This is a genomic window from Phenylobacterium sp. VNQ135 (assembly GCF_049445735.1).
Classification (GTDB): Bacteria; Pseudomonadota; Alphaproteobacteria; order Caulobacterales; family Caulobacteraceae; genus Phenylobacterium.
Window position 1 is genome coordinate 952,517 of sequence record NZ_JBMSDS010000001.1, and the last position, 12,924, is coordinate 965,440.

General features: G+C 70.2%; 16 protein-coding genes. 11 read left to right on the forward strand and 5 right to left on the reverse strand.

All coding sequences use genetic code 11. The features are described from left to right. Nucleotides 1-79: 79 nt before the first annotated feature. Nucleotides 80-1,327, forward strand: a complete 1,248-nt coding sequence (locus ACO2Q0_RS04740) for a serine hydrolase domain-containing protein (protein ID WP_423350324.1) — start codon at nt 80-82, stop codon at nt 1,325-1,327. Between the two features lie 13 nt (nt 1,328-1,340). Here ACO2Q0_RS04740 and ACO2Q0_RS04745 read toward each other — a convergent pair whose 3' ends face one another. Then, a complete protein-coding gene (locus ACO2Q0_RS04745) occupies nt 1,341-1,688 on the reverse strand; it encodes a hypothetical protein (RefSeq protein ID WP_423350325.1) in 348 nt (115 codons plus the stop codon). A gap of 100 nt (nt 1,689-1,788) precedes the next feature. Here ACO2Q0_RS04745 and ACO2Q0_RS04750 point away from each other — a divergent pair, with 100 nt between their 5' ends. From ACO2Q0_RS04750 to ACO2Q0_RS04765, 4 genes are all read left to right on the forward strand, one after another. After that, nucleotides 1,789-2,010 carry a flagellar basal body rod C-terminal domain-containing protein gene (locus ACO2Q0_RS04750; protein WP_423350326.1) on the forward strand — a complete coding sequence of 74 codons (222 nt, stop codon included), beginning with the start codon at nt 1,789-1,791 and terminating at the stop codon, nt 2,008-2,010. Between the two features lie 91 nt (nt 2,011-2,101). Next, a complete protein-coding gene (locus tag ACO2Q0_RS04755) occupies nt 2,102-2,590 on the forward strand; it encodes a hypothetical protein (RefSeq protein ID WP_423350327.1) in 489 nt (162 codons plus the stop codon). Nucleotides 2,591-2,635: 45 nt separating this feature from the next. Then, nucleotides 2,636-4,291 (forward strand): alpha/beta fold hydrolase, encoded by a 1,656-nt coding sequence (locus ACO2Q0_RS04760; protein ID WP_423350328.1) that lies wholly within the window; start codon nt 2,636-2,638, stop codon nt 4,289-4,291. 94 nt (nt 4,292-4,385) lie between these two features. Continuing rightward, nucleotides 4,386-4,907 carry a hypothetical protein gene (locus ACO2Q0_RS04765; RefSeq protein WP_423350329.1) on the forward strand — a complete coding sequence of 174 codons (522 nt, stop codon included), beginning with the start codon at nt 4,386-4,388 and terminating at the stop codon, nt 4,905-4,907. Nucleotides 4,908-4,988: 81 nt separating this feature from the next. Here the strand turns inward: ACO2Q0_RS04765 and ACO2Q0_RS04770 are convergent, their stop codons facing one another. Further along, nucleotides 4,989-5,438: a DUF6152 family protein gene (locus tag ACO2Q0_RS04770; protein ID WP_423350330.1), complete on the reverse strand. Its 450-nt coding sequence runs from the start codon at nt 5,436-5,438 to the stop codon at nt 4,989-4,991. Nucleotides 5,439-5,507: 69 nt separating this feature from the next. Continuing rightward, nucleotides 5,508-6,374, reverse strand: coding sequence for a hypothetical protein (locus ACO2Q0_RS04775; protein WP_423350331.1), 867 nt, complete (start codon nt 6,372-6,374; stop codon nt 5,508-5,510). 135 nt (nt 6,375-6,509) lie between these two features. Here ACO2Q0_RS04775 and ACO2Q0_RS04780 point away from each other — a divergent pair, with 135 nt between their 5' ends. Further along, on the forward strand, nt 6,510-7,130 hold the full coding sequence (locus tag ACO2Q0_RS04780) for a TIGR02466 family protein (RefSeq protein WP_423350332.1): 621 nt from the start codon (nt 6,510-6,512) through the stop codon (nt 7,128-7,130). Between the two features lie 75 nt (nt 7,131-7,205). Here ACO2Q0_RS04780 and ACO2Q0_RS04785 read toward each other — a convergent pair whose 3' ends face one another. Continuing rightward, nucleotides 7,206-8,846 (reverse strand): M28 family metallopeptidase, encoded by a 1,641-nt coding sequence (locus tag ACO2Q0_RS04785; RefSeq protein ID WP_423350333.1) that lies wholly within the window; start codon nt 8,844-8,846, stop codon nt 7,206-7,208. A 100-nt stretch (nt 8,847-8,946) separates the two neighbouring features. On the opposite strand from ACO2Q0_RS04785, the gene ACO2Q0_RS04790 reads away from it, so the two are divergent. The 3 genes from ACO2Q0_RS04790 to ACO2Q0_RS04800 all read left to right on the forward strand — a co-directional run bounded on the left by ACO2Q0_RS04790 (nt 8,947) and on the right by ACO2Q0_RS04800 (nt 10,870). After that, a complete protein-coding gene (locus ACO2Q0_RS04790; RefSeq protein WP_423350334.1) occupies nt 8,947-9,498 on the forward strand; it encodes a sigma-70 family RNA polymerase sigma factor in 552 nt (183 codons plus the stop codon). Then, nucleotides 9,495-10,223, forward strand: coding sequence for an anti-sigma factor (locus ACO2Q0_RS04795; RefSeq protein ID WP_423350335.1), 729 nt, complete (start codon nt 9,495-9,497; stop codon nt 10,221-10,223). The genes ACO2Q0_RS04790 and ACO2Q0_RS04795 overlap by 4 nt, the downstream gene beginning before the upstream one ends. 83 nt (nt 10,224-10,306) lie before the next feature. Beyond that, nucleotides 10,307-10,870: a fasciclin domain-containing protein gene (locus ACO2Q0_RS04800; protein WP_423350336.1), complete on the forward strand. Its 564-nt coding sequence runs from the start codon at nt 10,307-10,309 to the stop codon at nt 10,868-10,870. 66 nt (nt 10,871-10,936) lie between these two features. Here ACO2Q0_RS04800 and carA read toward each other — a convergent pair whose 3' ends face one another. Next, entirely contained in the window at nt 10,937-12,109 is a 1,173-nt protein-coding gene (gene carA, locus ACO2Q0_RS04805) for a glutamine-hydrolyzing carbamoyl-phosphate synthase small subunit (protein WP_423350337.1), read from the reverse strand. A 75-nt stretch (nt 12,110-12,184) separates the two neighbouring features. Between carA and ACO2Q0_RS04810 the strand changes: the two genes are divergently transcribed. Together ACO2Q0_RS04810 and ACO2Q0_RS04815 are read left to right on the forward strand one after the other, a co-directional pair. Further along, nucleotides 12,185-12,616, forward strand: coding sequence for a DUF1330 domain-containing protein (locus ACO2Q0_RS04810; protein ID WP_423350338.1), 432 nt, complete (start codon nt 12,185-12,187; stop codon nt 12,614-12,616). Between the two features lie 62 nt (nt 12,617-12,678). After that, on the forward strand, nt 12,679-12,924 hold the full coding sequence (locus tag ACO2Q0_RS04815; protein WP_423350339.1) for a DUF1272 domain-containing protein: 246 nt from the start codon (nt 12,679-12,681) through the stop codon (nt 12,922-12,924).

Sequence of the window (12,924 nt, forward strand, 5' to 3'; positions counted from 1 at the left end):
TCGTCCTCGGCTTGACGGACCCCGCGTCACTCGGGCCGTATGCCTGACCAACGATAAGTCAGGATCAGGAAGCTCAGGCATGGACGGCGCGCAGATCACCGGCGGCTTCGACCGCGAGGCCCTGGGGCAGGTCCCCGCCGCCCTGCAGGGGCTGATCGATCAGGGCGCGCTTTCCGGCATGGTCACCCTCGTCTGGCGGCGTGGGGAGGTCGTGCAGGTCAACACCCTCGGCTACCGAGATCTCGCGGCCAAGGCCCCGATGCAGCGCGACACGCTGTTCCGCATCGCCTCGATGACCAAGCCTGCGACTTCGGTCGCGGCCATGATGCTGGTCGAGGAAGGCAAGCTGAAGCTCGACGATCCGATCACCCGCTGGATTCCCGAGCTTTCGAACATGCAGGTCCTGAAGGACGCGGCGGGCCCGATCGACCAGACCTATCCGGCGCCGCGCGACATCACGGTCGAGGACCTTCTGACCCACCGTTCCGGCCTGGCCTACGCCTTCACCTCCGTGGGCCCGATCGCCCAGGCGCACGAGGATGTGCTCGGGCCGCCGCTGGGGCACGGCGTCACGCCGGACGAGTGGCTGAAGAAGCTGGGCACGCTGCCGCTCAGCTACGCGCCGGGCGAACGCTTCCACTACAGCCACGCCACCGAGGTCCTCGGCTTCCTGGTGGCGCGTCTCGAGGGCAAGACGCTGGGCGAGGTGCTTCGCGAGCGGATCTTCGCGCCGCTCGGCATGCATGAGACCGACTTCTGGATGCCGGCCGACAAGGCCGACCGCATGGCGCGCCTCTATCAGGCGCCGGCCGACGGCGGGCCGCTCAAGGACGTCTCCTGGCCCGAGCCGCCGCAGCGCCTGTCCTTCGAGGCCGGCGGCGGGGGCCTGATCTCGACCGCCGACGACTACCTGAAGTTCGCACGCATGATGCTGAACGGCGGCGAACTGGACGGCGTGCGCCTGCTGAAGCGCGAAACCATCGAGCTGATGCGCACCAACCGGCTCACCGACGAGCAGCGCGGCCACGGTTTCCTCGGCATGCCGTTCTGGCTGAGCCAGGGCTTCGGCCTGGGCGTCTCGATGATCCTCGACCCGGAGAAGCACCAGTGGATGGGCGCCGGCGGCGAAGGCGCGTTCGGCTGGCCGGGCGCCTTCGGCACCTGGTGGCAGGCCGATCCCACCGAGGACATGATCCTGATCTTCCTGATCCAGGACTCGATGCCCCTTGGCCCCGAGGCGGTCACCGCGATGCAGGGCCAGCGGCCGAGCGGGCGCCTGGCCCTGCCGATCTTCCAGAAGGCCGTGTACGCCGCGCTCGGCAAGTAGCAGCCGACCGCGCCTAGCGCCGCGGCGCGACGCAGATCGGCCGTCCGTCCACCTTGTCGCCCTCCAGCGTGCCGTCACGAGAGGCCTCGCGGCGCACCCTGTTGAGGGCGAGGTTTTCCGGCGGCGGCTTCTGGCCGGGCGCGCAGATCGGCACGCGTGTGCGCATGCCGCCGGCGGGGCAGGTGCAGATGAATTCGCTCTGATCGACGCGGCTGGCCGGCACGTTGCAGCGGGCCGGAACGGTGTCGCCGCTCACGTCGATGCACTGGATCGTCCAGGTGGGCGGACGCTCGCTGGCGGGCTGGGCCTGCGCCGCGCCGGCGGCGAACGCGGTCAGCAGCACGAGGGTCGGGACGCGCATGGAAGCCTCCTCGGGAATGCTCGTGATCATACGCCCGAGCGGCGCGCGTTCACCATGTCCTTCAGCAAGACCTTAAGCCCGACGGGCTCATGAAGGCTGCATGGACGCGATCTCCATCGCCCGTGGCGGCATGGCCGCCGCCGAACGCCGCTTCGAGGCGGCCGCCTCGCGCGTCGTCCAGGCGCCGTCGGACGACGGCGTCGATCTCGCCCGCGAGATGGTCGAGCTGGTCGAGGCCAAGCAGCATTTCTCGGCCAACCTGAAGGTCGTCCGGTTCGCCGACGAGATGTGGACGTCGCTTCTCGAAATTCAGGTACGCTGAAGCCTCTCGATCTGTGGACCAAAGCGCCGCCGTGGCGCAGAATGGCCACGACGCGCGACGCAACGATCGCGCGCTTGTCGGGGGATACGCTTTGCACCGTCTGACGCCCAAGCTGGCCCTCGCGGCCGCCGCCGTCCTGCTGCTCGCCTCGTGCCAGAAGAAGGCGGAGGAGCCGCAGTACTCCGGCCTCGATATGCAGGAGCTCATGGTCCACGTGGTCGACCCGGCCGCCTTCGCTTTCTGGCGCGGCTCGGGCTTCGAGCTGACCGAGGAGGGCGAACGTGACCTGGCGCCGACCACCGACGAGGGCTGGAAGGTCGTCGAGGACGGCGCCGCCACCGTCGCCGAGGCCGGCAACCTGCTCATGCTTCCCGGGCGCGGGCGAGAACCCGCCGACGAGTGGAACAAGTACGCCAAGCTCCTGACCGAGCGGGCCTTGGAGGCCAAGGCCGCCGCCGAGGCCAAGGACAAGAAGGCCGTCTTCGACACGGGCGGGCGCCTGTACGAGGTCTGCGTCGCCTGCCACGAGAAATACGTGATCCAGCCGATGCTCGAAGCCGAGAAGAAGGCCGGCAAGTAGCCCCGCCCCTCTTGACGCGAGGCCGCCAGGCCGTTGCGATCGGTCATGATCTCGGCAGACCGCGATCCCATCGTCAGCGCCCTCCTCCGGATCGCGGGCGACCCGGCCCAGTGGGAATGCCTGGCCGACGTTCTGCCAGGCTGCGAAGCGCCTAGGACGGCCTCCGACGGCGCCGGCCACATCGCCTCCGTGGCCGCCCTGGCGGCCCTGTCCCGCGCCCGGGGCGAAGGCGAGCCGACCGCGCCTGCCGTGGGCGAACTGGGGGTCGTGCTGACGGCTCCCAATGGGCGGGTGCTCGCCTGTAACGGCGCGGCCGCGGCTTCCCTGCGCGCGCTTGGCCGGGCCGAACCGGGCCAGCCGCTCGCCTTCGATGACGAGACCAACGGCCGGGCGGCGTCCGCGGCGCTGGAGACCGCCCGCCGGACGGGGCGGCGGGTGGGCGTGCGGTTCGACACCGCCCAAGGCCCGCTGTTCGCCAGCGCTGCACCCGCCAGAGCCCTCATCGGCGACGCGGCCCCGCATGTGGGCGCCCTGCTCGTCTTCTCTGCCGATGCGGGCGGCGAGGCGACCTCGGACCTGCTGCGCCAGAGCTTCCGGCTGACCGACGCCGAACTGCGCCTTGCCCGGGACCTGGCGAACGGCCTCTCGCTCCAGCGGGCGGCGCAGTCCGCCGGCGTCTCGGTCCACACGGCGCGCAACCAGCTGCGGGCGGTGTTCGACAAGGTGGGCGTCCAGCGCCAGTCCGACCTCGTCCGAGCGATGCACCAGTTCGACCGCATGGCGGGCGGGACGCCGGCCTTCGAAGCGCCCGCTGTGGAGGCCCCGCCCCTCCAGCGGATGCGGCTGCCTGACGGCCGCTGGCTCGGCTTCCGCGAGTATGGGGATCCCGCTGGACGCGCCTTCCTGGCCTTCCACGAAGGGCTGGGCTCCAGCCTCATGCCGCCCGGCACCGACGATCTCGCCCGCGCGCTGGGTCTGCGCCTCCTCGCGCCCGAACGGCCCGGCTTCGGTCAGTCGGATCCCTTGCCCCACGCCTACCGGTTCGAGGCCGTGGCCGAGGACATGGTCTGCTTCCTCGCCGAGCGCGGCGTTCAGCGGCTGCGGATCGGCGCGATCCTTTCCGGCGCGGCCTCGGCGTTGCACACGGCCGCACGGCTGGGCGAGCGCGTCGACCTTGTGCTGTTGTGCTCGGGTCGGGCGCCGCAACCGACGTCCACCGACCGCGCCTCCAGCCTCTTCGCCCGCCTGCGCGCGGGGTTCGAGCGGCAGCCGTGGGCGATGGAGGCGATCTTCGCCATCCTGCAGTTCCGCCGCTCCCCTGAACTCATCCGTCAGATGATCACCCGCGTCGCCTCGGCGGCGCCGGGCGACGCGGCGTGGCTGAGAACCAATCCGCAGTTCGCCGACTATGTCTGCCAGTACGTCGGGGAGTGCCTGGCGCGCGGCTCCCGCGGACCCGTTCAGGAGCTGGTCGCCTTCCGGCGCGGCCGCGACAGGCCGCCGCCGCTCGCGCCATCGACCCAGGTGGCCGTGTGGCATGGGGCACAGGGCGACGCGGCGCCGCTGGCCAGCCTGCTGGACGCCCTTGGCGCAGCGCCCGCCGAACTCCGCGTCTTCGACGACGCCGGCATGCTGATGACCCCCAGACGCTGGCCCGAGATCCTCGCCCGCGCCGCACGCCCAGACGACGCCTCCGTCTAGTTCATTTGCGTCATGCGTCGCCCCGGCGGGCTCGCCTAGGCAGCACGGGGACGCCGCGACGGCGCGGCGCCTGGTGTTCAGGGGGAATTTCGGGATGCATATCGTCAAAGCGGTCAGCCTGGCGGCTGTCCTGGCGCTGGCCGCCGCGCCGGCTGTCGGCGCGGAGTCTCAGCTGCAGGTCAGCTATCCGACCGACGCCAGCCTCGACTGCAGCGGACTGGCCGCCGAGTTGGCGCGGGCCGAGCAGGCCATCGCCGACGCCAACAACAAGATCTCCAGCGCCAACGGCGCCGCGCGCGGCGCCGGCGCCGCCGGCACGCTGGCGGTCGAGGGCCTGATGCGGAGCGGTCTCCTGAGCCGGGCGCCGGGCCTGGGCGGCTTGGCGAACCAGGCCTCCTACGCCGCCAAGCAGCGGGCGGCGACCGCCCAGCAGCAGGCCGCCGACCAGATCCGCGTCGCCGAGACACGCCGGGCGATGCTGGCGGGCATGTCGGCCGGCAAGGCCTGCGGCGCGCCCGTCGCGGTGCCCCCGCCCCAGGCCCTTCCGCAGCCGGCGACGGCGCCCGGGGGAGCGGTGATCCCGACCCTGCCCGCCGCGGCGACGAAGCACTACTGAGCGCCGCCGCTTCAGGAGAGAGACCAACAAAAAAAAGGGGAGCCTCTCGGCTCCCCTTTCCGTATCCGATCCGGTCGGACGCTACCGTTCGCTGGCGTCCGCGCCGTCCTTCGGCGCGCCGGTGCCCGACGAGCCCATGAAGATCTTCCGGCCATCGGGGAAGGTCACGTCGCGGCCGTTGGCCTTGCAGGCCGGCTTGCAGAGCTTGTCCTTCGACTGGTAGCCGCGGACCACGATCTCGGTGCCGGGCTTCAGCGAGTTGCGGTCGATGCCGGCGCGCAGCAGGGTGTTCGGCGTGCCGCCTTCCACCATCCAGGCGCCCTGAGCATACTGCGGGTTGGTGTTGGCGATGTGCACCCAGGCGTGCGGGTTGATCCACTCCACGCGGGTGACCTTGCCGCGAAGCAGGACCGGCGCCTTGCCGTCGAACTCCGCCGCGAAGGCGTGGTGCGCCACGGCTGCGCCGCCGGCGATCGCGCCGCCGAGAGCCACGCCGGCCACGGCCCCAATGATCCAGTGCTTCTTATCCATCTTGCGCCTCCAACGCCGGATGCAATCCTGTCGTCTCTTCCCTGACCGCCGGGTGAACGGCGGTCTCGATTATTTCAGCGGCTCTTTCCGCAGGTGCCCGTACATGAGCTCTTCCACGAACTCGACGCACTTGAACTGGTTCAGCTGAGCGTCTTCGCCCACCCGCTTGTAGAGGTTCATGCTCATCTTCCACGGACGGGTGAAGGTGTCCGGGTCGGTGATCGTCGCCTCGTAGCGCATGGTGTTCGGGCCGGTGGGCGTATAGCGCTCCACGACCGTCATATTGGCCGAATGGTGATTGCCCGCGCGGTCGAACCAGGTGCGGTCGTTCTGGCCGGTGACGGTGATCACCAGGCTGTCGCCGTCCCACTTCGCCACCGACTGGCCCATCCAGCTATCGACCGGCGCCGGGCCCGGATCGTCGAACATCACGTTGCGCACCGCGCCCGCGTATTCGTAGGCGATCATCAGCGACTTCTCGGACTGGAAGATCTGGAACGGCAGGTGCATGTAGTTCGCCCGCGGCACGCCCGGCAGGTAGCACTTCACCTCCGGGTCGCGATCCAGATAGTTCGCGCGGTTCTCGTCGCGCATCTTCCTGGCGTCCGGCGTGTAGGGGATCTCGCCGCCTTCCACGACGCCCAGGCCGCCCGGCACGGCGCCCACGGCGCCCAGGGCCAGCACGTCCTTCGCCGGCACCGGGATGTAGGGACCGGGCCGCATCTGCAGCGCCGCGCGCGCCGCGTGGGGTTCGACGTCCCAGCCGGCCGAGTTCATCACCTGCCAGACGCCATTGAGGTCGGGGAGCTTCGTGCCCGTCAGCCGCGGCGCCTTGTAGGTCGCCTGGGCGCCCGCCTTTGCCTTGGGTTGGGCCATGGCCGCCGGGCCGCTCACCACCAGACCGGCCACCGCCAGCGCCGCTGCAATCCTGATCATGCTCTTCGTTTCCCCCAACGCCGCGTCCGGCGAACCGGCGCAGCCCTCTTTGAATCAAGCCTAATCAACGTTCAGTCGCAGCGCCAGCTTGCGGCGCCGCTTTGACACGCCCGGCGTCGGCTAGTAGCGGACAGCATGGCCCTGCGACCGCTCTTCGTGACCCCGATCTACGAAGCCAGCCTTACAACAGACCGAAGCTTCGAAAATTTCAACGCCGAGATTTTCGACGCCTGTCAGATGCTGGCCGCCGAGGACGCCGCCGGGCGCGCCTGGTGCCGCGAACACGGCTATGGCGGCTATACCTCGTACGCCTCGCTGGACGACCTGCCGCAGCGGGTCAGCGCCTTTTCCGACCTGAAGTCGCGGCTGGACCGGCACGCCAAGAGCTTCGCCCAGGCGCTGCACTTCGACCTGGGCCGCGGACGGCTCAAGCTGGACAGTCTGTGGGTCAATGTCCTGAAGCCCGGCGCCGCGCACAGCGGGCACATCCACCCGCACAGCGTCATCTCCGGCACCTACTATGTGGAGGTTCCCGACGGCGCGAGCGCGCTGAAGATCGAGGACCCTCGCCTGCCGCTGATGATGGCCGCCCCGCCTAGGGCGGCCGACGCCCCTGAGGAAGCCCAGCCGTTCGTCTATCTCCAACCCCAGGCCGGCACGCTTTACATGTGGGAGAGCTGGCTGCGGCACGAGGTCCCGGCGAACCGGGCGAAGACCCCGCGGGTCTCCGTCAGTTTCAACTACGGCTGGCGCTGAGCTCACGGACCTCAGAGTGGCTGGGTTTTCGGCGCCGCGCCATGACGGTCGGCGCCGAAGACATGACCGCCGGTCTCAGCGGTCGGCGGCGCGCCGCCCGTCGCCGAATTTGCCGCCGAAGAAGTCGCCCTTGTTCCAGGAAGGACGCTCGTCTCCGTCGGCCAGTTCGCGCGCGATCTGGTAGTTGATACGCGCAAACTTGGCGCCGGCCGCGTAGTCGATGGGCTGGGAAAGGTCGTCGCAGACCTTGTGGTAGCAGTCCTTGAGGAAGCCGGTGAACTTGGCCTCCCCGCCGTTTTGGAAGCCGGTCATCAGGAACACCGAGGGCACACCCACCTCGACGAACCGGTAGTGGTCCGAGCGGGTGAACAGGCCCTCGTCCGGCAGCGGATCGCCCGACAGCGCCACACCGACCCGGCCCGCGGCCCGCCGCACGGCGGGGCCGATGCTGGATCGGTCGGCCCCGAACGCCACCACGTCGGTGAAGTCGTAGATCAGGATCGGCATGTCGAGGTTGACGTTCGCCACGGCGTTCAGCGCGCCCATGTTGCGGGCGAAGTACTCCGCGCCGACCAGGCCCTTCTCCTCGGCCGTCACCAGCAGGAACAGCACCGAGCGTTTCGGCCGCCGCCCGCTCTCCACGAACGCGCGCGCCACCTCGAAGGTGGTCGCCACCCCGCCGGCGTTATCGAGCGCGCCGTTGTAGATGCGATCCTCGCCCGGCTTGGCGTCGTCGCGGACGCCTTCGTGGTCGAGGTGCGCCGACAGCACCACCGTCTCGGCCTTGAGCGCCGGATCCGAACCTTCCAGCAGCGCCGCGACGTTGCGGCTTTCGCTGTCGGTCAGCTCGGTGCGGGCCTCGACCGAAAGCCTGCCAGGCAGGGCGAAACGGGGCGTGACGCCCTCGGGCGTCTGAGCGGCCGCATAGATCTGGTCCAGCGGGACCTTGGAGCCGGCGAAGAGCTTCTGCGCCCCAGGCACGCTCAGCGTGGCCAGGCCGGGCGTTTTCGGCGCGACGACGAACGGGCCGCCCGCGGGCGCTCGCCACGTCATGTTCCAGTTGCGCCAGTGCTTCGCCGATTCCGCGAAGGGCCGCATCTTTTCGGTGGTCGGCGTGTAGATCGTGACGAAGCCCACCGCGCCCCGCTTCTCCGCTTCCAGCCGCTTGGTGCGAGCGCTGCGGTAGTAGGCGCGCTCCTCCGACTGGAACGCTCGCGGAGCGCCGTCGAGCGCGACGACGATCTTCCCCTTGACGTTCAGACCCTTGTAGTCGTCGCGGCCGCGCTCGGGCGCGACCACGCCATAGCCAACGAACACCAGCGGCGCGGCGACCTTCAGCTCGGCCTGGCTCGGATTGCTGCTGATCATGAAATCCTGGCCCGCCGCCAGCGGCGTCTCGGCGCCCCTCGCGTCGCGTAGCGTGACCTTGCCCTGGTCCGCGGCCCGGTAGGAAACCATAGGGGTCGTCTGGAAATACGTGCCCGCGTCGCCTGCGGGCTTCAATCCCAGCTGTGCGAACTGCGCGGCGGCGTAGTTCGCGGCGATGTCGAACCCGCGGGTCCCGGCCTCCCGGCCTTCCAGAAGATCGCTGGCCAGGAAGGTCATGTGCGCCCGCACCCGCTCGGCGGACGAGGCTCCCGCCGCTGGCTGCGCGTGGGCGGCGCAGGCAAACGAAAGCGCCGCAACCGCAGCCGCCACGAACATCTTGGAACGCATGGAAACTCCCCGGGACCTGTCCCGGCGTTCTAGGCGGCGGTGAGGCGCGGCTGCAAGCTTCGCCCTTGCGCCGGCCCGGGCCTGCGGGCAGCTTGCCGCGGTGGCGCGCCCTTCCGACTCCCTGGCCGGCTTGATGCCGCGGATCGCCGCCGGCGACCGCGACGCCCTGCGACAATTGTACGAGGCCACGTCCGCGAAGCTTTTCGGGGTCTGCCTGCGTATCCTCTCCGACCGCGAGGAGGCGGAGGACGTGCTGCAGGAGGTCTATGTCACGATCTGGCGACGCGCCGACCGCTTCGACGCGGCGCGCGCCTCGGTCATGACCTGGATCGCGACTATCGCACGCAACCGCGCGATCGACCGGCTGCGCGCCCGCAGCCCTCTCGCCCGCGCCGAGCCGGTGGAGGACCTGGAGATCGCCGACGAGGGCCAGGTCTCCGCCGAAGCCCTGCTGTCTGCATCCGACGACGCCGCACGGCTGGGGGCCTGCCTTGGCGAGCTCGACGAGCGCACCCAGGGCGTCATCCGCACCGCATTCTTCGAAGGCGTGACCTACGAGGCCCTGGCCCAGCGACTGGGAACGCCCCTCGGTACGGTGAAGAGCTGGATCCGTCGGGGTCTCGCCAGGCTCAGGGGGTGCCTCGAGCGATGAGCGAAGGTCCCGAACTCGAAGGCCTGGAGGCCCTGGCCGCCGAGCATGCACTGGGCGTGCTGACCGGCGCCGAACGCGCGCGGGCGGAGGCCCGCATGGCCCGTGATCCAGCATTCGCGGCCCTGGTGGACGCCTGGCGCATCCGACTGGCGCCGCTGGCCGACGAGGTTGAGCCCGTCACCCCGCCCCAGCAGGCGTGGGACAGGATCGCCGCCCGGCTGCCCGCGAACGACAACGGCGCGGTCGTGCGCCGCCTGCGCTTCTGGCGCGGGGCGGCCGTGGGCGGCTTCGCCCTGGCGGCCGCCAGCCTGGGCGGCGTCATGTTCCTCGCCAACCGGCCGCCCGTGGTGGTGCAGCCGCCCGCGGCCGCGCCGGGCGCGCTGCTGAACGCCAGCCTGATGCCCAACGCCGGCGGCGTGCAGCCGCTGTTCGTGGCCGCCTACGATCCGCAACGGAAGGCCTTGATCGTCACCTCCCTGGTCCCGCCAGGGACCGATCCGCTGCATGTTCACCAGCTCTGGCTGATCCCCGAGGATGGCCGGCCCCGCTCTCTGGGCATGGTCGAGCCTGGCCGTTCCAAGGCCATGCCGATGCCGCAGCCTATGACCGACATGATCTCGGAAGGCGCCGAACTGGCCGTGTCGGTCGAGCCTCCGGGCGGCTCCACCAATCCGCAGGGCCCCAGCGGCCCGATCGCCGCCCAGGGCAAACTGGCGCCGATCTAGCGGCCCGGCGCATCCGGCGCGGCCAAGCCTCCGTATCTCGCCTGCGCCGCTTCAGGCGCTGAGATGCAGAGGGAGCAGTCCAGATGTCGAAGAAGATCCTCGCCGCCGCTGTCGCCGGCGCCATGGCCCTGGCCGGCGGGTCGTTCGCCATGGCCCAGACGGCCGAGAAGACGGTGATGGTGGGCGGCGCCGCCATGTATCCGTCCAAGACCATCGTCGAAAACGCGGTGAACTCGAAGGACCACACCACCCTCGTCGCGGCGGTGAAGGCGGCTGGTCTGGTCGACACGCTTTCGAGCGCGGGCCCCTTCACCGTCTTCGCCCCGACCGACGCGGCGTTCGGCAAGCTGCCGGCCGGCACGGTCGACACGCTGGTGAAGCCGGAGAACACGGCCACGCTCACCAAGATCCTGACCTACCACGTGGTGCCCGGCCGGGTGTCCGCCGCCGACCTCACGGCCAAGATCAAGTCGGGCGGCGGTAAGGCGATGTTGAAGACGGTCGAAGGCCAGTCGCTCACGGCCACCGCAAAGGACGGCGCCGTCTGGCTCACCGACGCCAAGGGCGGGATGTCCCGCGTCACGATCGCGGACGTGAACCAGTCCAACGGCGTGATCCACGTCGTCGACACGGTCCTGATGCCGTAGGGGCCGACCGGCGCGTGAGAGGGGGCCGGGTTTCACACCCCCCAGCCCGGCTCCCTCAGCCGTCGCTTACGCCTTGGCGCGGTCCATGTTCTCGGCGAACCGCTCGAACAGGTACAGGCTGTCGGTGGGGCCGGGCGAGGCTTCCGGGTGGTGCTGCACCGAGAAGACGGGCTTGTCCTTCAGCGCGATGCCAGCGTTCGTGCCGTCGAACAGGCTGACGTGCGTCTCGACCACCGGCGCGGGCAGGCTGTCGCGGTCGACCGTGAAGCCGTGGTTCATCGAGACGATCTCGACCTTGCCCGTCGTCAGGTCCTTCACCGGGTGGTTCGCCCCGTGGTGGCCCTGCTCCATCTTCACCGTCTTGGCGCCCAGGGCCAGGGCCAGCATCTGGTGGCCGAGGCAGATGCCGAACACCGGCTTGCCGCTCTCCACCAGCTTGCGGATTTCAGGCACCGCGTACTCGCCGGTCGCGGCGGGATCGCCCGGACCGTTCGACAGCAGCACGCCGTCCGGATTGCGCTTCAGGATGTCTTCCGCCGGCGTGTTGGCCGGCACCACGGTGGCCCGCGCACCGACCGAGGTCAGCGCCCGCAGGATGTTCCGCTTCACGCCGTAGTCGAGGACGACCACCTCGTACTTCGGGTTCTCGAGCGGCTTGGCGTAGCCGTCTTCCCAGCTCCACAGGCCCTCGTCATAGACGAACGGCTGCAGGGTGCTCGCGTCCTTGGCGAGGTCGAGGCCCACCAGTCCGTTCCACTCGCGCGCCTTGGCGACGAGCGCATCCAGGTCGAACTTGCCTTCCGGGCTGTGGGCGATGACCGCGTGCGGCATGCCCTGTTCGCGGATCTTGCGCGTCAGCGCCCGGGTGTCGACGCCGGCCAGACCCACGACGCCCCGGCGGCTCATCCAGGTCTCGAGGTCGCTGTCGGCCCGCCAGTTGGCCGGCTTGGTCGGCATGTCGCGGAAGATCGCGCCGCGCGCCGCCGTCTCGGCCGAGCCCGACATCTGCTCGATGTCCTGGATGTTCGTGCCGACGTTGCCCACGTGCGGGAAGGTGAAGGCCACGATCTGGGCCATGTAGGACGGGTCGGTCAGGATTTCCTGATAGCCCGTCATGGCGGTGTTGAAGCACACCTCGCCCACCGCCTCGCCCGTCGCCCCGACGCCGATCCCCTGCAGGATCGTGCCGTCCGCCAGCACCAGAACGCCGGTGACGCCAGGCAGCAGTTCGCGGGTCATCGGCAACTCTCCTTGTGGGCAAACGGGCGGCTAGGTAGTGACTCGGCCTCACGCGGTCAATCACGTGGGGACCCTATGGCGCACATCGATCCGGAACGCGAGGCCTGGGAGGTCTTCAAGACCCTGCCGCAGGACCAGCCGATCCACATGCTGAACCTCGTCAAGCTCAAGCCGGCGGCGGAATATCCCGAGGGACACCCCAATCACGGCGAGCCCCTGACCGGCCTCGACGCCTATCGCGCCTACGGCCGCACCACCGCCCACATCTTCAAGCGCCTGGGCGGCCGGCAGGTCTGGGTGGGCAAGCCGCAGGTCACCCTCACCGGCCCGGGCTCCGAGGCCTGGGACATCGCCTTCATCGCCGAATACCCTAACGCCGAGGCCTTCATCGCCATGGTCCGCGATCCCGAATACCGGGAACTCGTCCAGCACCGGACGGCCGGCGTCGCCGATTCCCGCCTCATCCGCATGAGCCCGATCGAACCCGGGGAAGGCTTCGGCGAGTAGCTGTCCGGAAAGGCGGGAAGCTTGGCCTTCCCGCCCCGCTGGTCCTGAGGCAACGTTCCGCCATGCTGGCCCTGCGACCCAACTGCGAGTGCTGCGACCGCGACCTGCCGGCCGAGAGCCTGGACGCGCGCATCTGCACCTTCGAATGCACCTTCTGCGTCGACTGCGTGGAGGCGCGCCTCGGCGGCGCCTGCCCCAACTGCGGCGGCGAGCTGGTGCACCGGCCGATCCGGCCCGCCGCTGCACTCGCCCGCTTTCCCGCCTCGACCGAGCGCGTGCTGAAGCCCCACGAGGCCTGCGCGGCCTAG